At 45.4% G+C, this 22351-nt stretch carries 21 protein-coding genes; 9 read left to right on the top strand and 12 right to left on the bottom strand.

What is annotated here, in order from left to right:
* Nucleotides 1–79: 79 nt before the first annotated feature.
* The 5 genes from QUB04_RS11835 to QUB04_RS11815 form a co-directional block, all read right to left on the bottom strand.
* Complete coding sequence (locus QUB04_RS11835; protein WP_333284371.1) at nucleotides 80–1246, bottom strand: LptF/LptG family permease; 1167 nt, start codon at nucleotides 1244–1246, stop codon at nucleotides 80–82.
* A gap of 74 nt (nucleotides 1247–1320) precedes the next feature.
* The gene (gene lptB, locus QUB04_RS11830) at nucleotides 1321–2049 is read right to left on the bottom strand and encodes an LPS export ABC transporter ATP-binding protein (protein WP_333284369.1); all 729 of its coding nucleotides are present in this window, start codon (nucleotides 2047–2049) and stop codon (nucleotides 1321–1323) included.
* A 173-nt stretch (nucleotides 2050–2222) separates the two neighbouring features.
* Entirely contained in the window at nucleotides 2223–2693 is a 471-nt protein-coding gene (locus QUB04_RS11825) for an LptA/OstA family protein (protein ID WP_333284367.1), read from the bottom strand.
* Nucleotides 2694–3009: 316 nt separating this feature from the next.
* Nucleotides 3010–3417: a DUF309 domain-containing protein gene (locus QUB04_RS11820; RefSeq protein ID WP_333284365.1), complete on the bottom strand. Its 408-nt coding sequence runs from the start codon at nucleotides 3415–3417 to the stop codon at nucleotides 3010–3012.
* A 147-nt stretch (nucleotides 3418–3564) separates the two neighbouring features.
* Nucleotides 3565–3927 (bottom strand): ferredoxin thioredoxin reductase catalytic beta subunit, encoded by a 363-nt coding sequence (locus QUB04_RS11815; RefSeq protein WP_333146013.1) that lies wholly within the window; start codon nucleotides 3925–3927, stop codon nucleotides 3565–3567.
* A 300-nt stretch (nucleotides 3928–4227) separates the two neighbouring features.
* On the opposite strand from QUB04_RS11815, the gene cas6 reads away from it, so the two are divergent.
* A complete protein-coding gene (gene cas6 / locus QUB04_RS11810; RefSeq protein ID WP_333284363.1) occupies nucleotides 4228–5352 on the top strand; it encodes a CRISPR-associated endoribonuclease Cas6 in 1125 nt (374 codons plus the stop codon).
* Nucleotides 5353–5498: 146 nt separating this feature from the next.
* Here cas6 and QUB04_RS11805 read toward each other — a convergent pair whose 3' ends face one another.
* Both QUB04_RS11805 and QUB04_RS11800 read right to left on the bottom strand, forming a co-directional pair.
* Nucleotides 5499–6935, bottom strand: coding sequence for a DUF2079 domain-containing protein (locus QUB04_RS11805; RefSeq protein WP_333284360.1), 1437 nt, complete (start codon nucleotides 6933–6935; stop codon nucleotides 5499–5501).
* A 9-nt stretch (nucleotides 6936–6944) separates the two neighbouring features.
* Nucleotides 6945–8528: a DUF2079 domain-containing protein gene (locus QUB04_RS11800; RefSeq protein ID WP_333284358.1), complete on the bottom strand. Its 1584-nt coding sequence runs from the start codon at nucleotides 8526–8528 to the stop codon at nucleotides 6945–6947.
* A gap of 127 nt (nucleotides 8529–8655) precedes the next feature.
* Between QUB04_RS11800 and dxr the strand changes: the two genes are divergently transcribed.
* Complete coding sequence (gene dxr, locus QUB04_RS11795; protein ID WP_333284355.1) at nucleotides 8656–9846, top strand: 1-deoxy-D-xylulose-5-phosphate reductoisomerase; 1191 nt, start codon at nucleotides 8656–8658, stop codon at nucleotides 9844–9846.
* 501 nt (nucleotides 9847–10347) lie between these two features.
* On the opposite strand, the gene QUB04_RS11790 is transcribed toward dxr, so the two are convergent.
* Nucleotides 10348–10860 (bottom strand): phosphoribosyltransferase family protein, encoded by a 513-nt coding sequence (locus QUB04_RS11790; protein ID WP_333146024.1) that lies wholly within the window; start codon nucleotides 10858–10860, stop codon nucleotides 10348–10350.
* Nucleotides 10861–10914: 54 nt separating this feature from the next.
* Between QUB04_RS11790 and QUB04_RS11785 the strand changes: the two genes are divergently transcribed.
* Nucleotides 10915–11664: a pentapeptide repeat-containing protein gene (locus QUB04_RS11785; protein ID WP_333284353.1), complete on the top strand. Its 750-nt coding sequence runs from the start codon at nucleotides 10915–10917 to the stop codon at nucleotides 11662–11664.
* Nucleotides 11665–11812: 148 nt separating this feature from the next.
* Here QUB04_RS11785 and QUB04_RS11780 read toward each other — a convergent pair whose 3' ends face one another.
* From QUB04_RS11780 to QUB04_RS11770, 3 genes are all read right to left on the bottom strand, one after another.
* Nucleotides 11813–12013, bottom strand: a complete 201-nt coding sequence (locus QUB04_RS11780) for a hypothetical protein (protein WP_172186381.1) — start codon at nucleotides 12011–12013, stop codon at nucleotides 11813–11815.
* Nucleotides 12014–12721: 708 nt separating this feature from the next.
* Nucleotides 12722–12919, bottom strand: a complete 198-nt coding sequence (locus QUB04_RS11775) for a hypothetical protein (protein ID WP_333104105.1) — start codon at nucleotides 12917–12919, stop codon at nucleotides 12722–12724.
* Between the two features lie 1587 nt (nucleotides 12920–14506).
* Nucleotides 14507–14632, bottom strand: a complete 126-nt coding sequence (locus tag QUB04_RS11770) for a hypothetical protein (protein WP_333146033.1) — start codon at nucleotides 14630–14632, stop codon at nucleotides 14507–14509.
* Nucleotides 14633–14941: 309 nt separating this feature from the next.
* On the opposite strand from QUB04_RS11770, the gene QUB04_RS11765 reads away from it, so the two are divergent.
* Both QUB04_RS11765 and QUB04_RS11760 read left to right on the top strand, forming a co-directional pair.
* Nucleotides 14942–15121 carry a hypothetical protein gene (locus QUB04_RS11765; RefSeq protein ID WP_333144313.1) on the top strand — a complete coding sequence of 60 codons (180 nt, stop codon included), beginning with the start codon at nucleotides 14942–14944 and terminating at the stop codon, nucleotides 15119–15121.
* Nucleotides 15122–15287: 166 nt separating this feature from the next.
* On the top strand, nucleotides 15288–15425 hold the full coding sequence (locus QUB04_RS11760; RefSeq protein WP_333144312.1) for a hypothetical protein: 138 nt from the start codon (nucleotides 15288–15290) through the stop codon (nucleotides 15423–15425).
* Nucleotides 15426–15432: 7 nt separating this feature from the next.
* On the opposite strand, the gene QUB04_RS11755 is transcribed toward QUB04_RS11760, so the two are convergent.
* Nucleotides 15433–15738, bottom strand: a complete 306-nt coding sequence (locus QUB04_RS11755) for a transposase (protein WP_333144311.1) — start codon at nucleotides 15736–15738, stop codon at nucleotides 15433–15435.
* 609 nt (nucleotides 15739–16347) lie between these two features.
* Here QUB04_RS11755 and QUB04_RS11750 point away from each other — a divergent pair.
* The 4 genes from QUB04_RS11750 to QUB04_RS11735 all read left to right on the top strand — a co-directional run.
* Entirely contained in the window at nucleotides 16348–16533 is a 186-nt protein-coding gene (locus QUB04_RS11750) for a hypothetical protein (RefSeq protein ID WP_333284350.1), read from the top strand.
* 92 nt (nucleotides 16534–16625) lie between these two features.
* Nucleotides 16626–17495 (top strand): calcium-binding protein, encoded by an 870-nt coding sequence (locus tag QUB04_RS11745; RefSeq protein WP_333284348.1) that lies wholly within the window; start codon nucleotides 16626–16628, stop codon nucleotides 17493–17495.
* A 509-nt stretch (nucleotides 17496–18004) separates the two neighbouring features.
* Entirely contained in the window at nucleotides 18005–20836 is a 2832-nt protein-coding gene (locus tag QUB04_RS11740; RefSeq protein ID WP_333284346.1) for a tetratricopeptide repeat protein, read from the top strand.
* A gap of 24 nt (nucleotides 20837–20860) precedes the next feature.
* Nucleotides 20861–22351 (top strand): tetratricopeptide repeat protein (locus QUB04_RS11735; protein WP_333284343.1); only part of this gene is annotated, 1491 nt, incomplete at its 3' end.

Genomic DNA, 22351 nt, shown 5'->3' with positions numbered 1-22351 from the left:
GTCGAAGAGAAGGGAGCCGAAGGCAGTCGAATTTCAGTACAAGTTCCGAATTCGCCATTCCCAATGTTAGTGGTAAAACTTACCTAGCGGCGGCCCGCACCAACAACAATCCCCCGATTCCTAAGCCAAAAGCGATCGGCAGCCAAGCCGAAAGAATCGGAGTCAAAACAGCTTTCACGCCCATAGAACTGGTGATGAAAGAAAATACATAGTAAGTAAAAATCACAACTACGCTAATACCAAAACTCGTTCCTCGACCGGAGCGGCGCGGTTGAGTTCCCAAAGCGGCTCCCACTATACCAAATACCATGCACACGAAAGGAAAAGCATATTTTTCTTGAATTCGCACCTTTAATTTGCGAATTTGCGGTTCGTCGCCGCTGTTTTTAAGGATTTCCAAACGCTCTAAAGCTTGGGCAATGTTCATTTCCTTGAAATCCCGCGCTCTAGCAGCTAAATCTAATGGCGTGCGGGGCAGTTGCAACTGCTGGTGTTGAAACCTAACTATATTGCGGTAAGAGCCATCAGGAGCAACTATATAAGCGGTTCCGTTGAAAAAATCCCAGGTATTTTCTGAGGGATTCCAAGTAGCTGATTCTGAAGAAACGATTTGATTGAGGCCTGGGGTGGAGCGATCGATAATTGTTAAACCTTTCATTCGCTGGCCGTCAAATTGTTCTGCATAAAAAAAGCGGGCGAGGATTTCGTCGCCGCCTTTTTCTGGTTTACGAAATTCTGTGTAGATAATATTTCTATCTTGAAATATCGGTTTTTCTCGCTTCAGGGCTCTGTCTAAAGTCAGAGTTGCTCTGTAGCTGGCGGCGGGTACAACTAACTCTTGCAAACCAAAGGTTAATCCTGCAACAATTAAACTCATTATCACAGCAGGCAGTATCAATCGGTAAACGCTAACTCCGCAACTGCGGAGGGCGATGAGTTCGCTGTCGCTGGACATTCGGCTGTAGGCCATTAAGGTTGCTAGCAGCATTGACATGGGGAAAGCCAATACTACGAAGTAGGGAATTTGCAGGAGAAAAATTTCTATGGCTGCGCCGTAGGGGAGGCCGGATTCTGCTACTCTGCGGACTAATTCAAATAAAGCTCCAACTGTGACGGCGACGGATGTAAAGAGTCCGACGCCAAATAAAAATGGGCCGATTAGTTCTTTGGTAATGTACCAGTCCATTACTGAAATTCTCGGCAGCCAGTTGATGGGATTCAAAGAATTGGATATTGCTATTTTCATAGTGGCGCTTTCTCGCAGATTGCTCCTCAATCTAAAATCTAAAATTCTGCCGTTTGCTGAATGCCTTCAAAAGACTATCGCACGAAGTTGTCACCTAAGTAATACTGTCGCACTAAAGGGTTGCTGTAGAGTTCTTCTTCAGCCCCGGAGGCTAAAATTTGGCCGTCTCGCATGATGTAGGCTCGATCGGTAATTTCGAGGGTTTCTCGGACGTTGTGATCGGTGATGAGGATGCCGATTTGGCGATCGCGCAGTTTAGCAATAATGGTTTGAATTTCGTCTACGGCGATCGGATCGACGCCTGCAAACGGTTCGTCTAAAAATAGGAACATGGGCCCGTCTCGCCCTGCGGCTAATGCTCTGGCTAGTTCAGTCCGTCGTCTTTCTCCCCCCGATATTTGAATTCCCAAACTAGATGCTATTTTTTCTAAGCGAAATTCTTGCAATAGGAAATCGACTCGATCGCGCCATTCCCAGCGCGGCACTTGAGTTTGTTCTAAAACTAACAAAATGTTGTCTCGCACGCTCATGTTTCGGAAAATGCTTGCTTCTTGAGCGAGATAGCCAATTCCCAAATGCGCTCGCTGGTGCATCGCCAATTTCGTGATGTCTAAATCGTTTAGCCAAACGGTGCCTTGATTTGGTTTTTCTAATCCGGTTGCTATGTAAAATGTTGTGGTTTTGCCGGCACCGTTGGGGCCTAGCAATCCTACGATTTCTCCTTGGGCTACCGACAGGTTGACGCGACTAACTACATTGCGTTTTCCGTAGGATTTGTGAATATTTTCGAGTACAATTTTCATTTTCGCTCCCGGCAACCTCTACAAGCTCAATTTCCGACTGCGGCTTTGTGCGATCGACTCTCTAATTTAAATTTTACCTTTTCAAGTTTGTGAGTTTTATAAAGACGAAATTTCGCATCTATCCCAAGTCGTATGTTTTGGCTGAGGCGAAATTTCGCTGCTGCGAGCCACTGTTACCGGGGGGCTGTAGTTGGACGTGGGGAGCCCAATGTATTTTGGGCTGCCGCATCTTGTTCCGGGGCAACCAGATAAACAGATTCTACCTGTCCTGGGTTGTCTGGCAGGGCAATAAACCGCCCTTCGTCGATGAGGTATGTTATGGTTTCGCCGCGCAGGCTGTTGCCCTGCTGCAATACGTAAACATCTCCGCTGAGAATAATCCGGCGCTCACGGCTGAAGTATTGAGCTTGAGCCGCAGTTGCTTGTATTTGGCGGGCTGGATAGTTGATTTGCACGTTGCCGCGGGCTGTCACGATGCCGGTTTTGGAGTCGGCTTCTTGAATGTCCGATCGCACGCTGAGGGTGCGGGGCGCGTTGGCTTGCGAATAGGTGGGAGAGGCGATCGCGCCTGCCAGAGTCAGGGGCAACAGCAGCGATAATCCTTTGAATATTCGCGAATTAAGTAGTTTAGCGGAGAGCATCATAAACTTGGAGCCTCAATATTTGTGAAATTGCTGAAGGGCATTATCTCCAGTTAGATATTTTATCTTAACGGTCAGAAAGATTTTCGTGAGGTCGATCGATTGACCCGATAGTCTCAACCAATTATCCTAGCAAGACAACAGCGAATTTAATTGGCTATTTTGCTGAGTGGCTGCAACTGTCTTAACCGGGAACGGGCAAGATGCTCGTTCCACAGCAAATAAATCTGCTTGTGCAGCGGGCAAGAAAGCCAGCCCTCCTCTGTGTAGAGGCAAAGTCTACTGCACACCCTAATACAAACATTTATTTAACTTTTATTTAACTTTTCGCTACTTGGATAATTCGCGGCAATTGCAAGCCTGCAACTTCTGCACCTGTTAATAAAGGTAAAAAATCAGCAACTTTTTCCGGCCCTGCTTGTTGCAAAGCGCTCAAAAGTTGAGCACTCTGTCCGAGCAAGTCTTCAACGGCAATTCCAGCATAACTGGGCTGATAATAACTGAGCCGATTTATTCCTTCTCCCAGCAAGATTACTGCACCACGCCAGTTTTGATTTCCTAAGTGATAAAGCGCGACCGCAATTTGCAATATTCCCTGATAGAACCTTTTTTCCGGCTCGCCGGCTTCCATCCACAAAGCCTCTAAAGTATCGTGACAAGCGTAAAATTCTTGGCTGTTAAACTGTTCGATACCTTGCCAAAACTCGATCGGCATTTCCTCTGTCATTCGATTGGGGATTGGGGATTTTCGATGGCGGATGTGTGTTTGAGTAGGCGGCGATCGATTTTTGTTAAATAGCTAAGTCTTAAAAATAGGAAAAATAACGACCTGTTTTCAAAACTACTGCCCTTTCACGACCGCCTACTTAACCGATTACATAGTGTCTCTGACAGCTTGAATCTGATCCATTCCTATTTCCTGAGTAGTTCCCGCGAAATCGTTATCTGGCGTCAGAAATAACATACAGTGACACTCTTTGCGCTCGCGCATGGGAATGCAGGGACAGTTCCAGTAGGCGGCTTTTACTTCGGCTTCTTTATCTTCGTAATGGCGACAAGGGCATAGGGGAGCACCTAGTTCATCCTTGTGTTTTGCTAGTCCTTCTATCACCACAGCAGTGACGGAAGGTTCAGAACAAAAGAAAGTTCCCGTGCGCTTGGCGTAGGTTTCGGAGAAATTCTTCATCGCCTCCAAAGTTTTTTCGTTGGAGAGTTTAGATTTTTCTGTTGTGTTCATAGTTTAGGATCGAAGTTGAGGATGCTACGAGCTTTTGACAATTGTAGCGCAGAATGTGATTTTAAACACTTGTATATTTCTGTTTACTTACAAGGAGGAAAACCTTGACAAAGATTGAGTTTTAGGTTGTTGGTTTTTTAGTGGTTTTTGTCTATCCCGGAGGGTGCGGGAAACTGGCGGCAGGCCCGGTTTTTGAAGCAGCCAAAAGATTTGGGCGATCGAGGGCCCTCAACAATCATCCCCCAAAGGGGATAAAAATCGGATAAGATAGCACAGCCCTGTCCCTGTTAGTGGCATCTGATGGCAACTTCCCCGAACCGCACCCACAGCAAAAAATCTCCTCCTTCTGGGCTGATTTGGCCGGCTGACACCGAGTTAGTCGGATTAGTGTTTGAATTGACTCCCCGCGCTGCTAGCTATCTGTACGCGCAGTATGCTATAGGTTTGCACGCTTGGTTTTTAGGTCAAGTACACCAAACTGACCCGGATTTATCGCAACTTTTGCACGATGAACAGTCAGAAAAAGCCTTTACTCTTTCGGGATTGGAAGGTGATTTGCTCCCCGGTGGCAAAGAATTTCAGCTTTTGGGCGATCGCATTTATCGCTGGTACGTAACAGGACTTTCCAAGCCAGTAGTGCAGTGGCTGAGTCAGTGGCTGCAAAATTTTCCCCAAGAGATTGATTTGCGAAATGCTCCGCTGCTAATTCGCTCTTGGGATATTGCTTTTCCTCCCACAACTTACCAGCAATTATTAACAGCCGAACCCCCATTTTCGCCCACCATCAAACTTAGTTTTGTGACTCCGACAAGCTTTCGTAGCAAAGGCCATCACTTCCCTTTGCCAGTTCCGGAAAATGTTTTTCACAGTTATTTGCGCCGCTGGAATAACTTTTCGGGGGTAAGTTTTGACCAAGCAGAATTTTTGAATTGGATTGATGAAAATGCAATTATTAGCCGCCACAAATTGGAGTCACAAAAGGTAGCGGCGGGCAAAAAAGGCATGGTAACGGGATTTACTGGGGCTGTGGAATTTGGGCTAGGGCGATCGGCTCACAATCGCCCTGATTTTGTACAATTATTTTATGCTTTGGGGCGGTTAGCGCCTTATTGCGGCACGGGCCACAAAACAACTTTTGGATTGGGACAAACGCGATCGCAATGGTTGACTGAATCGCTACCCGAAGTGTCGATACAAAGCGTATTGGCGGCGCGAATAGATGAATTGACACAGAAGTTTATGGCGCACAGAAAGCGCAAAGGTGGAAGTCGCGCTGCTGAGATTGCTGAAACTTGGGCGACGATTTTGGCGCGCCGGGAATTGGGGGAATCTTTGTTTGATATTGCTGCTGATTTGGAAATGCCTTATGAAACTGTGAAAACTTACGTGAAGTTGGCAAGAAGGGCTTTGAAAGTGGAGGATTAGTGGTAATTTACTGGTTCCCAGGCTCTGCCTGGTAACACAGATCCGGAGGCTCTGCCTCCAATTTTCCTCCGCAAGCGAGGCCGAGCCTCTAGACATAGATTCCCAGGCAGAGCCTGGGAACCAGTTAAATGACTGTTGACTGCTGACTAATGACTTTTAGTGAATAGATATATGTCGTCTCGCTGATATTTTAGTTGAAATTGAGGGGTATTTTTTAGTTGAGTTACTAAGTTTTTAACAAATTCTCGATCGCTCATCCAGCCAGGATATCTGAGGTTCAGCACTACATAATCAAATTCTGCGAGATTTGCAGGCGGCGCGTTAGCCTGAGTAAATTTTACTACAGGGCGGTGGGCTAAGTGCGGAGCAATTTGAGCAGTTGTTAAAACACTGCCTTTGGTTTCAACAAGAGAAATTGCCTCTTTGGTAGCGGGCAAAGTGTCGAGCCCATTTAAATAAATAGTCCAAAAATAGCCGTATTTCGCTAAAGCTAAGAAAGCAATCAACGACCAAATTACAATGACTCTAGGCAATGGATAATTAGGAAGTGGCAATCTATCAAATATTGTCTTTCCCTTTTGCTGATTGCTAGCTGCTAAACTGGAAATTACGGCAACCAACAAAAACGGCAATATCGGCACAGAATATTGATGAACTAAATCCCGCTGAGCGGGCCTATCGGAAAGAATATTCATCGCCAACATCGGCACAGCACTAATTAAAGATGACAGATGACGCGGGGACAGCCACCAAATTACTGGTAATAGCAATAAGGCTAAATATTCAAAAGTCTCTAGAGAAAACAAACGCTCTAAAACTAGATGTGGTTTTAGTATTAAATTAATAGCAATTTCAAAAACCGAGTTTCCCAAATATTGATACCGCGCGATTCCCGCGTGTTCTCTTCCCTGATTAAAATACGGTATAACTGCCTGAGTAGCTACCAGGAACCAACCCGCGCCTAGAAATAGAGCTATGAGTCCACAATTGCGTTTTTTGTCAAAACACAACAGCCACAAACCCATCGCAGCCACAGTTAAAGATAGCACGGCTTTGCAGCTCAAAACTAATACAATAGCAGCACAAAACCACAAGATTTTATTCAGCCTCGCGGCTAAGGTTGCTGCTAGCAGTGCTGGTAAAGCAATTACTTCTGGGTGGAAGTCGAAGAGATTGACATTAAATACTAATGGATACAGGAGGTAAATACAGGCGATCGCCCAAGATATGCTATTATTTAATCCGGCTTGACGTGCCAAACTCCAACTCGGCCAAGCACCTAAAGCTAGGGAAACAGCTTGCACTAAAAAAAGCCAGTGAACATCGGGATATATTTTGTAAAGTAAAGCTAGTGGATAGAAAATAAAAGAGGCGTGATCGCCCCAAATATTTATGGCCATTAAAGAGGAAAATGGCGTTTGATTTTGGGAGATTAAATAAATTGCTTGGTCAAAAATTGCTAAGTCGAATACAGTTGACTGAAACAAAGCGTGCCGCGCGCTGCTGGCGGTAAATAAGACTATCGTTGTCACGACAATCATTAAAAATACTGGATGAGATTTTAGGGATTTTAAAGTTAGCATTTTATTGGTTTAATCAGCGATTCGTTTAAATAGCATAACTTGGTTTTTTTGATAAGTTAATTGAAAATCTGGAGAGTTTTTAAGTTTATTTGCTAAGGTATCACCAATTTTTTCAGTATCAGGCCAGGGATGGCGCAGGTTTAATAATATGTATTGAAATTCTGCTAAATTTGTTTGGGGCGAAATTTGTGAAAGCAATTTTACTATTGGGCGGTGGGCAAAGTGAGGGGCAAGTCTATTATCTGTTAAAATACTGCTTTGGGCTTGGACTTGTGCGACTGCTTCGCGTGTAGCTTGCCAGGTATCTAGTCTATTTAGGTACCGATAAAAATCTTTATATTCGCCCAGGAATAGGAAAATTATTAACGACCAAATTATCATGATTCTAGGCAATTGAATTCCCCGCCCAAGTTGAGAAATTCGGAACTTTTTAAATTGTGGAAGATTGACCCAGGTGAAAAACTGTGGCTTATTTCCTTTATCCTCTTCCTGGTTGCCTTGTATTTCTTCCCTCTTTCTTGTTTCTTCCTTCGCGATTACTGCTAAAAATAAAAAGGGAATTACAGGCAATGAATACTGATAGGCTAAGCTGCGTTGAAATGGCAAGTCCGAGAGGATATTGATCAGCAGGGTAGGGAGGGCAGGAATTAGCGCTGTTAAATATTGTAGGCGTAGTTTCCCAGAAAATGGCACTAGCAGCAAAATCACAGGTAAGGTGAGGACAAATAAATATTTGAATGTATCGAATGAAAGGATTTTTCCTAATACTAACTGTGGTTTTAATATGAGATTGATGATAATTTCTAGTACGGATTTGCCTAAATAGCTGTAGCGCCCGACTCCAGCGACTTCGCTGCCGCTAAAGAAGGGGATTATTTTCTGGGAAGCTATCAAAAACCAAGCAGCACCTAGCAAAAGTGCGATCGCCCCGTACCGTTGCTTTTTTTCGTAAAAAAACAGCCAGAAACCCATAGCAACAACGGTTAGGGACAAAACCGCCTTGCAACTGAGAACTAACAGAATAGCGGTACAAAACCACACAATTTTATTTAAACGCGCCGCCAAAATTGCTGCCAAAAGTGCGGGTAAAGCGATTACTTCCGGGTGAAAATCAAATAAATTGATGTTAAATACCACCGGATAGAGCAAATAAATCAATGCGATCGCACGGGATTGTTCTTGATTTAAACCTGCCAAACGCGCTAAACTCCAGCTAGGCCAAGCGCCCAGGGATAATGCAAGTGCTTGTACCAACAGCAGCCAATGCACATCCGGGGTAATTTTGTACAGCCAAGCTAGCGGATAATAGATTACCGCTGCGCGATCGCCCAAAATATGAATCCCCATTAAAGAAGAAAAAGGCGTTTGGTTTTGGCCGATCAAGTAAATTGCTTGGTCAAAAATTCCCAAATCGAAAGCAGTTGATTGGAATAAAGCGTGCCGTAAACTGCTACACAAAAAGAAAATTGCCGCAGCAGTAGCGATCGCCCAAACCAAACTCGACGGTAGCTGCGATCGACCTTCCTCTCTATTTTCGGCGATCGAGACACTGATGTCCTCACGGTCATCAGCAAAATTTTCCCTATTCTGCATGAAATCTGGCACTAACTGACCACTCAAAATATGATTCCATCGAATGTGCTTTCCACGCAATAGTTAACCACTAATTTTTATCCCCGCAATCGTAATATTAGAATAATCCACAAAACCTTAAAAAATTGTGAAAGCAATAACTCTTCTCGGCTCCACAGGCTCCATCGGCACTCAAACTCTGGATATTGTAGCTCAATACCCCGATCAATTTCGGATTGTCGGGTTAACCGCCGGACGAAATGTAACGTTGCTGGCCCAGCAAATTCGCCAGTTTAGACCGGAAATTGTCGCGGTTTGCGACGAAGATAAATTACTGGAATTGAAGGAGGCGATCGCAGACATCGACCCTCAACCTATTTTACTTGCTGGCGAGTCAGGCGTTGTCGAAGTTGCCCAATACGGCGACGCTCAAGCCGTCGTCACGGGCATAGTTGGCTGTGCCGGTTTGCTGCCAACAATTGCGGCTATCAAAGCAGGCAAAGATATTGCCTTAGCCAATAAAGAAACATTAATCGCAGGGGGCCCCGTTGTCAACCCCTTAATCGAAAAATACGGCGTTAAAATATTGCCGGCAGACTCGGAACATTCGGCAATTTTTCAGTGCCTGCAAGGTGTTATGGTTGGCGGGTTGCGGCGAATTATTCTCACCGCTTCGGGGGGTTCTTTTCGAGATTTGCCGATCGACAAATTAGCAGGAGTAACAGTAGCCGATGCTTTGAAACATCCGAATTGGTCGATGGGGCAGAAAATCACGATCGATTCTGCTACTTTGATGAATAAAGGATTAGAAGTCATCGAGGCTCATTACTTATTCGGAATGGATTATGACGACATTGATATTGTCATCCATCCTCAGAGCATAATTCACTCGTTAATTGAGTTGCAAGATACCTCGGTTTTAGCGCAATTGGGCTGGCCGGATATGCGCTTGCCGCTGCTTTATGCTTTGTCTTGGCCGGAGCGAATTCATACAGATTGGGAACGGCTGGATTTGGTAAAAGCTGGGGATTTGACTTTCCGAGAACCCGACCACGAAAAGTATCCTTGTATGCAGTTGGCTTATGCGGCGGGACGTGCGGGCGGTTCGATGCCTGCGGTGCTGAATGCGGCAAACGAACAGGCGGTAGCGCTATTTTTGCAGGAGAAGATTCAGTTTTTGGATATTCCCAAGCTGATTGAAAAGGCGTGCGACAAACATCAAGCCGATAACTGTGAAAGTCCTGGTTTAGACGATATTTTGGCGGCGGATAGGTGGGCGCGGCAGGAAGTTTTGGCAGATAGTATGGAATTGGGCGATCGAATTCTTTCGGTTCGCTAATTGTATCAGCAGACTTGCACTTACCCACAAGTCCTAGGAGTGAATTAATTCCCCGTCTCATAGAAGACAGTCGGTTGAAATTGAGATGTTGCACCATTCTCAATAAGCTTTTTATGAACAGGCTTTTCGGCCTGTTCCACAAAGAATTAATTTTCTTGTGGGGAGTAGGGGTTGGGCTTCTAGCCCGCCCAAAAAAGGCTCATTGAGAATGATGCAACATCTCAGTTGAAATTGAGATATTGTACCATTCTCGCTTAACAGGCTTTTCGGCCTGTTCCACAAGAACATTCACTCTTTGTGGAACAGGCCGAAAAGCCTGTTGCTGAAAATGGTGCAAGATCAGAGTTGAAACCGACTGCCAAACCTTAATAAATATCCAGTCCTCTTTCAGAGGACTTTAGCTATGAGACAGGGGTTTCAACCCCTGACGGACTATGCCAAAAAGTGCAAAATATCGGCAAAACCATATTAAAAATTGACCAGATGTTAGCCTTTTATAGACTAACTCCCAACTTTCGCAGCCAAATCAGCCGCACTCATCTTTTCGTACATTTCAAAAGGTTGGTGAATCCAAGGATTGTCAGCCAAATAATCTACATAATAATCCGGCTTTGCAACAGAGCAAGCCTTGTACCAGAGTACAGCAGTCCGAATTTCCTGAATATCCTCGCCGTAGCGACTCTTCAGCCAAGCGATACCTTGGTTCAAACTAATTCCCGAATCCGCCAAATCGTCAACCAGGAGAATGCGGCTGCCCAAATTATCGCCCACCATTGTCAAATCGCGGGCAAACTCGATCGCACCCCGGACATTGCCCTCGGCCCCACCATAGGACGAGGCCGCTAAAATCGCCAGAGGTTTGTCGAAAATCCGCGACAGAGTATCTCCAACCCGCAGCCCTCCCCTCGCCAGACAGACAATGCGATCGAATTTCCACTGAGATTCATCAATCTTTACAGCCAAATCCTCAATTTTTCGATGGTATTGAGACCAAGAAACGTAAAGGTCGCTCATGCCTAATATTATGGAAATATCAAAGCTATTATTAATTATTTTGGGGAAAATGACATGGATGCAGAGGAACTTCTCAGACGGTATGCAGCCGGAGAACGGGTTTTTCACAAAGTAGACCTGAGCGATGCCAATATCTCAAGGACAAATTTGCGCGATATTGACCTGAGTCACGCTAATTTAAAAGGTGCAAATTCGATCGGTCTCACCCTGTACAGAGCTAATCTGTATCAAGCAGATATCAGTCAAGCCAACCTCTCCCAAGCCAACCTCATGTCCGCTAATTTTGGCGAATGCGAGGCGGTGGGAGCGAACTTGAGCGGAGCCATCTTGCGGAGTGTCGTCTTCAGCGGGGCCGATTTAACGGGGGCGAGTCTCAGGGGTGCAGACATGAGAGATGCTAACCTTCAGGGGGCAATTTTGATTCAAGTTTATGCAGTTAACGCTAACTTGCAAGGTGCAAACTTGACAGAAGTCAAGCTTTGCGGAATCAACCTGAGCAAAGCAAATTTAACCGATGCGAACTTAACACAAGCTGACCTCAGCCGTGCTAACCTAACTCAAGCAAATCTGAGTTGGGCAAATTTGACGGAAGCAAATCTGGAAAAAGCTGATTTGAAGGGAGCCGATTTGAGCGGAGCTAACTTGAGCTGTGCAAATCTCCATCAAGCAGATTTGAGCGGAGTTTCCCTTAAGGGAGCAAATCTCCGGGGAGCAAACTTGCATCAAGCTTCTTTGCGCGGGACAAATTTGAATGAAGCGAATCTGAGAGAGGCCATGATGCCTGACGGCACAATCTCTGACTAAATAAGCTGACAAAATAGAAGTTAAAACAGCAGGGTGCTTGTGGCGCACCCTACATTTAGGCTAATGCCTGATTTTTTTAAGGGGATTTAATTCTGCCTTCAAGTGACAGTGCATTTAAAGAGTAGTGGCAAAAAATTTAGAACCGAGTTTAATCTACAACTTTCAGCCAGCCCCGGCGAACGGCGTGGAGCAAGCGGTTGATGGCTGTTTGATCTTCTTCGGTAAGAGAGTCATTTAACAGGGCTGTCTTGAGCTGTTGTCGGTGAGTGGGAGTCAGCAGACCGGAGTGATATACCTGAAAGACTAGCTCTGCAATAGTAAATTGAGGTAAAAGCGTTTGGGTGGTCATCATGTGTTTTTTTTGAACTCGCTCTTGACAGTATTGACTGATTTTTCCAATTTTTATGTGATTCAACTACGGGAGTAAATGTGATCCATTGGCTCTTGATGAGTGATTTGTGTCAGCCGGACTTGGGGAGCGGATGTTTCCAGGATAGCCCCGCAACTGGAAACACCAACCCCGTCCCGATTTCTCGCTTTTGGCAACCCCCACATCTCTACTTTTGGTTAAGAAACGGTGACAAATTTCTGAATATTTATCTATTAATAGATTACTAATGACTGCTAGCTAAATCGCTTGGCTTAATTCTACGTAAAACTTTTACGGTGTTTATAAACCCGCTTTTACCTACATTTACCTAGTTTCTTGGTGTGGTCTTGGTTCCGTGGATATACTTAATAACTCGCCCCAAAGCCGATACAAGTTTCCGACAGGATCGGCCATCTGCCCCAAATTTTAAGCTCTAGTTCATGCTCCCACATTCATCTGTGAAGTCAATCTAAAATCTAAAATCTAAAATCTAAAATCTAAAATCGCCTGACTGCTTCAAATCAAAAATCCCGGCTTCTTCAAGAAACCGGGGCGAGGTTTTCGATCGCAGTACAATTTTTTTTGGAGAGGGTTAATGGAGCGACCTACTCACTTCAATCTTATTGTTGGCAAAGCTTGACAGGAGAGAAAGTAGAAATACTCATCTCAACTTCTTGTGTGAGGGGACTAATCGGAAATCCTGACCCATCCGCGGCGGATGGCGTGCAGCAGGCGGTTGACTGCATCTCGGGCGTCTTCGCTGAGAGCGCTTTGGCAGAGTTCGCGCAATCCGTGGCTGTCAGTGCGAGTCAGATTGCCTGAATGAGTGACTTGATAGAACAGTTCAGCGATCGCGCGATCAGATTTTAAAGTCAGAGCTTGCATGAAATCTCGTTGAACTCGACTATTATAATATCGAGCATTTGAGAAAAGAGTAGGGTGATGGCAGTCGGGTAAGCTGTGTGATCGTTCTTGGCTCGATTTGTGACCGAAGTCGGCCAGTATACGTGAGTTAAATCACAGAAAACCCAAGACCTCGATCGCATAAGCTATAATTGGGGTGGTAGCCTCAAGGTTTGACAAAACCTCGAAAAGCCCTGAAGGCAAGGCGTTGAGTTCCCAAGACCGCCGCGCAGCGGGAGTAAGTCCGCTCAACATCGCAGGCTATGGACTCGGATAGCTGTGAAACTTTGGGTTTTAGACACTTGCAGCTTGCAGCTCAGGCCATAAAGTTGCGATCGGCGAGCCACACCCTGAGATACAATATTTATAAATACTCCTATCCCATCTATAGGCAGGCAGGTAAAAAAATGATAATGATGAGCTACTTTTCGATTGCCTTAATCGTTTTTCTTGTTTGGTTCAAAAGTTTTTGGAATGATACTGCCACATCTAAAACAGACGTGATATCTTGGATAGCCTTAATAATCGGTCCTCTGTTTTGGCCTGTTGTTCTGCCCCTATCCCTTTTGCAAATTACCAGCACAAAGTCTGTGGTACAAACAGCTCAAGGCGATCAATAATTATAATAAATTGTGGAAGTAACTGGCTTCAACATAGTTGGTGATCTCCTCATAAATTATTCGGCGTGCATCGCTCATGGCAGCGAGTAATTTATATTGTTTAATTGTAAAAAAAATGCAGCGAGAAGGTAGAAGCCAATAAAAATGCTGAATCCTAAAACAGTATTTTTTGACCGCTATCAAATTCTGCCTTCTGCTTTTTGACAATCAAGCATCCAGGATACAAGCCTCCGGATTCATCGGTGGAGAAAGAAAAAACCTGTATCCGATAAAGGAGCCCCCGAATTTATCTCGCGCAAGTCAATGCTTCCAATCTAAAATCTAAAATCTAAAATCTAAAATCTAAAATCGATTGACCCCGCCCAAAAACCAGGGCTGTTTCATTCTCTTGTAGGGGCAGCCCCCCGTGGCTGCCCCAATCTCTGAAACACGAGCAAATCGTCGATGGGGAGGGTAGGCACGGGGGCACTGATGGGGAGGGTAGGCACGGGGGCACTGATGGGGAGGGTAGGCACGGGGGCACTACCCCTACAAAATTCATGTTTTTGGTGAGAATGAAACCGCCCTGCGCCCAAAAACGGATACAAGTTTCCCACAGGAGTCGGCAGCAGCCCAAAATTTTAGGCTCTTGTTGAATATCTCAGATTCATCTGTGGAATAAATCTCAAATCTCCAATCGTTCAACTAAGCGAGATTGACTCAGCCCTCGCTGAACGTCTCACGCCGAAGTCTCCAATCGACTGATGCCTAATTTTCTTCTGTCAATTTTCTTCTGTCAAACCGTGATTTAATGGTGTGGCTCAGTTAAAATTGTTCAGGCAAAATTGTCGGACTCAAATTATCGGACAGCGACCACAACATTTTTTTACCCAAAAATTATTTACCACCTCAACCAAGCTCAAAATTCATATGTAATGTAACATGGCTTGTTGCTTGTAAAAATATAACTTCAGACATATTTTCGCCTGCCGGTGACAAACTTAAGAATTTTCATTACCTCCGGCCACTGCGTACCATTAATCGAAGGTGGGAAAATCCTGGCGAGGCGTGGAAAAACAGCTAGGATCTTTGCCATTTAACCTTTTCCAGCTCCCTTTATTCAAATCGTAGCAGCTCTAAACAGGAAATTGTAGAGTTCGATTGCGCCCCAAATGCCTAACTCTTACCGCAGTTAGATAGACAATTAAAGGCAGAGACTGCAATATGAAATAGGCAACAAAAACTGTTTCAAATCTCAAGTACGACTTATTTTGGGCGATCGGGTCTCAGGAGTGTATAACGGCATCCAGCTAATTTTTTAGAGGTGCGAGATGTTTGGGAACTTCTAAAAAAAAGCGCCGTCACGGTATCCAAATTCGTTATTTCATAAAAAGTAGGAGTCCAAATGAACGAAGTATCTGAGAAACCAATTTATAGAGTTCTTAATCTATTGTCGCTGCTAGCGCTGGCATACTATGCAGCTACTTCCATCAATTATATTTTCGAGAGTGACGCTCAAATCTACAGGTACGATAGCCAGAGCAATTCCAACGCGTCACCAGCCCAACTAGCAGCACACCGCTAGGAATAAATAGTAGAGATTTTCTCTCAATTAATGCCGAATTAAATTTCGGAAAATTTGCTAATCGTTAACGATCAGCTCGAAGTTAACAACAATTAGTAAAAAACTATGGGCTAAAAAGTAAATAGTTTCACTCAGAGGTATTAGCGCTCGAATGGGGAGCACATCAATGAAAGCAGCCAACCTAGAAATTGGAGTTGGGAGGCAGGAGGCAGGAGGAAATAGGAAGAAAGAAGGAGCCAGAAGAAGTGTTTTTACAAATATTGAGATGATCCCATCGGATGTACTACAAAAATTAACTGTTTAATGGGTTCTCAAAAGAGACCAGAGTGATGAAAGGATGGGTAAGCATTTTCATCAGTAAAAGCATTAATAGCTTTATTAATCCCTTCATCAAGAACATTTGAAGGTGGATATGCTTGAGAAGGGAAAATCGCTTTGATTTTTGCCCAAGACAACTCTATCGGAGATAAATCCGGCGAGTATCGAGGTAAAAATTTTACCTTTGCTCCGATAGATACCATCAAAAAATTGACGGCTTCAGCATTATAAATAGGTAAATTATCCATACCTACAATTGCGCCAACCCATAACTGGAGCAGGAGTCGCCAGCAGCCCAAAATTTTAGATGCTAGTTCCAGTTCCCAGATTCATCTGTGGACTAAATCTAAAATCTAAAATCTAAAATCTAAAATCTAAAATATAGTGACAGTACCGTCACAAATCTACCGGCCAACCGTTCATCCCAACTTCACCAAAAGAAGATCGCTGCATTGTCGGATTTGGCGGATGGATGCGGCTCATGGTTGAAATGACGGAGAGGGGTTGAAAAACTGGGTTTTTTAGCCAAAACCCTACATTGATCGTGAGGGATTTGGCGGGAAACATCAAGGTGATGAGGCTCAAAAGTCCGTCAGGGACTGTGTTGGGATGCACTTGTGATTGAATGCGGCCTCCAGCGTGCGAGGACTTGCTTTCAAAGCCAGCTAAAAAATTTTGATTTCTGGGGAACTATTGGCGAAAATCAAAAGTCAAGTCAACAACAGTGTACTTAAAAGAAGTCGCAGCTCAGTTCCAGCCCCATTGCGGGCGATCGAACTCTCCGGCGATGACAGTGCCCGCGGGCCCGGTGCAAGTTCTCAATCTTGAGAGCAGACTCCCATTAAAAATGGTCTCTGTGTATCTTCCGGCTATTGTTTTAATAATGACTAGCCACACCGACGGTCATTATGGTAAACTCGCAAACGTTTAAGTGGAATATTTTCGTGTTAGAAGAGGCAGTGGTGGAGTCGAGAGTCAAAAGCAGGAAACAACCGATATTTGCTGCTCAACGAATACAGGATTCAACTCGCGCTCCGAGGCTCGCTGCTGACAATTTAAATTACATGACAGCTTATAGCAGCCGGGTCAATTAGGGTCTCAACCGATGTCCGGTTTCATTTATTGAATCCCTTTGGAGGGAAAAGTGTATTGTAGAAAAATGATTGATCTTTTAGGAGGAGTGTAAATGACACAGGTAACAAATCCAACAACACAACCAGCAAGTTCACTGCCAGGTGGTGTGGCTGGCGGTGGCTTTACCGTTATCGGCACCCAAGGCGACAACAGGTTGAACAATGGCCTCGCCGGCAACGATATCATCCAGACTTTTGCGGGCGCTGATGTCATCGCTGCTAGCACTGGCAACGACCTCGTTTTTTCCGGTGGCGGGAATGACAGTGTAGGCGGCGGCGACGGGAACGATAGCATCGTTTCTGGTTCGGGCAACGATGTGGTCGCTGGCGTTAGTGGCGATGACTTCATCTTTGCTGGTAAAGGGGATGACCTCGTAGACGGCGGTGATGGAAATGACACTATCTCTGGTGACAGAGGTAACGACACCGTACTCGGCGGAGGTGGCAGCGACTACGTACTCGGCGGCCAAGGCAGGGATGTTGTTGGTGGCGGCGATGGTAACGACACTCTCTACGGCGGTAAAGACAACGATACTGTCGATGGTGGCGCTGGGAATGACTTTATCTCTGGTGACAGAGGAGATGATGTGCTTACGGGCGGTTCTGGCAGCGATACGTTCTTCTTCGCGAGTGCTGGTGGCGAATTCGGCCGAGACACGATCACTGACTTTACTCCAGGCGAAGATAAGATCCGCTTGAAGCAGGGCGGTGTGTTCGCTGGTTTGGGCAGCACGTTCGAGGCAAGCGAGTTTGTCGTCGTTTCTGGTTTCAACGAAGCTACTCCAGGAGCAGCCACGACGAACAAGTTGGTCTACGACCCAACAAGCGGTAAGTTGTTCTTCAACGGCAGCAACGGAGTGCTAACTGTTGCTCAGTTGCAGCCTAACCTGACAATTACCTCGAACAGCTTCGAGTTGTTCTAAAACAATTGGCTGTTGTGGGGCGGCATCGGATAAGATTCGGGGCTGTTCTCACAAAGCCGGTAGTTTTAAAGGATTTCAACCTCACTCTGCCACAAGCGGGGTGAGGTTGAAATATTCAATGCAGGAACTACAGCAGGGGTAGTTAAAAAAAATCATCGACAGTTATTGATAAAATTAATCGATCGCCCGATGGGGAAAAATATAAATCAATACGCTTGGGTTAAGGTCGATCCCCCCGGCGCCAAGGGCGGGCACGGGGGCACCGCCCCTACAAGGGGGAGGCACGGGGGCATCGCCCCGGCGCCAAGGGCGGGCACGGGGGCACCGCCCCTACAAGGGTGGGACAAGAACTTACTCTTGCGTCGCCCAACAACCAGGGATGCTGCAAGGGATATCGCCCGGAATAAATATTTTTAACGCAAGCGTATTGAAATATAAATACAAAGTTTTTAAATTAGAATTTCTAGGTTTTACTGAAGCGGTAAAGAAACCGCAACTGCTGGCTAGCAATGAGCACTGAAGAATATATCCGGCAAGCCCAAATTTATTTGAACCGGGGGAAGTTAACTGAGGCGATCGAGTTTTGCAAACAGGCGATCGAACTTCAACCGTTTTCGCCCTCGGCTTACACGACTTTAGGCGAAATTCTCGAAGCTCAAGGCGATCCGACGGCGGCAAGAGACGCTTTTGTGCAAGCTTTGGAGATTTCGCCGCAGTTTTTTCTGGCTCATGCTTATTTGGGTCAACTTTACAGCGACTATGCGTGGCTGGATGAGGCGGTTTTTCACTACCGACAAGCTCTGGATTTGAAACCAGATTGGGCAGAAGTTAATTATAACTTGGGAAATGTTTTTCACAAGCAGGGTAATTTGTTGGGGGCGATCGACTGTTACCGAAAGGCGATCGCCCAAAAACCGGATTATCTCGATGCTTTATACAATCTGGCTGTGGTTTTAGATGAAAATAGTCAGTTCGAGGAGGCAATGGATACCTACCGACAGGTGATTGCCCTGGCGCCGGATTACGTGAAAGCTTATAGCAATCTGGGTGTGATTTTGCTAAAGGACGATCGCGCGGCTGAGGCGATCGAAGTTTACCAGCGGGCGATCGAGATTAAGCCGGATTGGGCGACGCTGTACAATAATTTGGGTCAAGCCTTGCTGGACAAAAGTCCCGATCGGGCGATCGCATCTTACCTCACAGCTATTGAGTTGGAGCCGGACATGGTTTTGGCTCACTACAATCTGGGGAAAGCGTGGCAATTACAGGGGGAACATTCGGCGGCGCTTGCTTGTTTCGATCGCGCGATCGAGATTAATTCCGACTATATTTCAGGCTATACAGACGCCGGGTTTTCTTTGATGGTTTTGGGCAAAATTGCTGAAGCCATGCCTTATTTTCAGCGGGCGATAGCTCTGAAGCCTGATTTTGTTGAAGCTTACTGCCGCTTAGGAGACAGGCGCAGAGTGGCGGCGGTAGATGATGATGAATTGTCAAGGGCGATCGCTGCGTGCGATCGATTTCTCACAGCATTGATGGGAAGTTCGGCAACGGATTTTGTAGCGGATGTAACGGATGTAACGGATGTCACGGATGTCACGGATTTAACTGATTTAAAAGTAAATAAAAAAGATGGTGTGGCTAGATATTTGTCAAGTGCAGCTTGCGAATTACCTGTTGCTGAAATTTGCGATTATTTAGCAGAAATATACCTGCATTTGGGAAATGCTTTAACAGAGTACGGCGGGCACGAATCTGCCGCCGCTTATTATCAAAAAGCTTTGCAAATTCAACCACAGAATGCAGAGATTTACTGGCGGGTGGGAAATTCCTTAGCCCAGCAAAAGCGGTTCATTGCAGCAATTGCAGTTTACCGCATGGCTTTGACGATTCAACCTGCTTTACCGCAGGTTTATTTTGAGTTGGCAAAACTGCTGGAAAAACAGGGGCGCTGGGAACGGGCGCTCGATTATTATCAAAAAGTTTTAGAGTTGCAATTGCACGGGTATGGGGAGCAGAAAAAGTGGAAAAAACAGAGCTTTATCTGGCCTGATAGCACTTCTATAAAACCTCCTCACGCTATTTATTTATCGAGCTGGGATTGGCTGGTTAATGCTAAGTTGGATTCAGAGAATTATGTGGAAATATTTTGGAAGCCTGCACCAGAAGCAAGTGCAGAAAATATTCCGAATTCCCAATTTGCGAGATCCAATTCCAAATTGGCAAATTCCGATTGTACCGGGTTAACTTGCGGGCTGTGTTTGCAGCGACTTTCTAAGTGGTTCGATCCGGTGCATTTGGGTTGGGGAGTTTGCCGTTTGTCCAACTCGCAACCGCTACCTGTACAGTCGCCCAAAACTTTTGTGGCGGCAATTCCCAACGGGCGAGTTTGGATTGTGCCGCAGGAAAATTATTGGATGGTTTGCAAGGCGATCGCTGTAATTACTCCTGACAATTATTTGTTGGCTGATGTGTCGAGAGATTATCCGGGGTTTTTGCCGGGATGCGAAAAGCATGATGTTAGAAAACACAGCGTTTTTCAGTTAGAATCCTTTCCAGCTTTAAAGCAAATTGACGGCAGCGTGGCGGTGCTTTCTGGTTTGTCGGGAAATGTCTATTTTCACTGGATGGTTGATGTTTTGCCGAGGATAGAATTGCTGCGGCTCAGCGGTAGGGATTTGGCGGAGATTGATTGGTTTTTGGTCAATAGTTGTCAGCACCAATTTCAGCGGGAAAGTCTGAGAATTCTGGGCATTCCCGAAGAGAAAGTCTTGGAGAGTGATCGCTTGCCTCACATTCAAGCAACAGAATTAATTGTACCGTCTTTTGCGGGATATTTGGGCTGGCCTTCTGGGTGGGCGATGGATTTTTTGAGGCGGGAGTTTCTCAAGGGAATTCTACCTAGTTCGAGCTATCCCAAACGCATTTACATCAGCCGCAGCAAAGCAAGATACCGACGAGTTTTGAACGAGGAAGATGTGGTTGAGGTTTTGGAGAAATTTGGCTTTGTTTGTATTTTGCCGGAGTCGATGTCTTTGGCAGAGCAAATTGCTCATTTTTACCACGCTGAGGTAATAGTTGCTGCCCACGGCAGCGGCTTGACAAATACGATTTTTTGTGGCAAGGGAACTAAAGTAATTGAGTTGGTGTCGCCTCACTATATCAGCCATTATTACTGGGGAATCAGTCAATATTTGCAGTTGGAACATTACTTTTTAGCGGGCGAGGCTTTTGAATGCTATCCTATTAGACAGTTGATGTATCAGAATTCGCTGACTGAGGATATTTTAGTGAACTTGAGTTCGCTGAAAAGGATGGTTGAGGTGGTGGGTTTGAGTTAGTTGGTGTCTGGAGCAAGTTTAATTATGCCCTCGATTGAGAAGATGGAAAAGGCAGCGGTTGATTTGAGTCGGCAAGCAGAAGTTTATTTAGCCGAAGGAAAGTTGAATGAGGCAGTTGCTGCTTGCGAGTCAGCGTTGAAAATTGAACCGAATTTGGCAGCAGCGTGTCAGACGCTGGGAAAGGTGATGCAGGTTCGAGGTGAAATCGAGCAAGCTAAGCAGTGGTATGAAAGGGCGATCGATCGCAATCCAAATTTGCCGGAAGTTTATGCTAATCTCGGCATTTTGTATTCTCAAGAAAAACAGTGGGAAAAGGCGATCGCCACTTGTGAAAAAGCGATTTCTTTAGTACCGAATTTTGCTGCTGTTTACCGCCAGTTGGCGAGAATTTGGACGCAGTTAGAGAAGCGAGAAGAGGCGGCAGACTGTTGGTATCAAGCTTTTAATATTGAGCCGAATTGGGCAACGGCTGAGGAGTACGTGACTCTGGGAAATAGTTTGGTGGAATTGGGAAAGTGCGATCGCGCTATGGAGTGTTATTCGCGCGCAATTAAGTTAAACCCGCAACTGGCAACAGCTTATCACAATTTGGGGGAAATGCTGGTTGGCCAGAAGCGGTGGGATGAGGCGATCGCCAATTACCGACAAGCCATTGCCATCAATCCAAATTCGTTTGAATCTTACCACAGTTTGGGTAAAACTTGGGCGGAGCGAGGAGAATTAGATCGGGCGATCGCCTGTTACCGCAAAAGCATCGAACTCAATCCAAATTATGCTCGTGCTTACGTGGGTTTGGGTAATGTTTTGGTGCAGAAGCGCGAGTTGGATGAAGCCATTAAATGTTACCGTCAGGCTCTTGAAATTAATGATAATTCCTACTGGGCTTACAATTGTTTAGGGGAAGCTTTTGCTCAAAAACAAGTGTGGCCAGAAGCTATTATTTGCTACCGCAAAGCTATTGCAATAAATTCCACTATTCCTTGGTTTTATGTCAATTTGGGAATTGCATTAACCAGTGAACAATCATGGGATGAAGCTGTTAGCGCTTACCTGCACGCGGTTCAGATTGAGCCGAATTTGACGGGAATCAATCAGAAGTTGGGATATGTGTTGCGGAAGCGCAGCGCCTCGGGTTTAGACAGCACAATCGCAACTTACTGTCAAGGTATCGAGGTACTTGCCAGCGGGAAAATTTACCACAACTTGCTGGGAATTGAGTTAGAAGGAGCAGAGTTTTATATAAATTTAGGCAATATTTTAGCGAAACAAAAGCTGTTGGAAGGTGCGATCGTATTTTATAGCATGGCACTGAAAATTGAACCCAATGCTGCGGAAGTTGTTGCAAAACTGGATGAGGTTCGGGCGAAACAACAGGAGTTATACGCACAAATTGCCACTTACCGTCGCCAAATAGAAATCGAGCCGAGCAATTCTCAGTCTTACAACGATTTAGGAAATATTTTACCCCAATTAGGGGAATTGGAAGAAGCAATCATTTGCCACCAAAAAGCGGCA

It is taken from the genome of Microcoleus sp. D2_18a_B4 (genome assembly GCF_036702475.1).
In the GTDB taxonomy this organism is placed as follows: domain Bacteria; phylum Cyanobacteriota; class Cyanobacteriia; order Cyanobacteriales; family Microcoleaceae; genus Microcoleus.
Note: the sequence above shows the minus strand (reverse complement) of the source record. Positions and strands in the feature narration are given on the sequence as shown.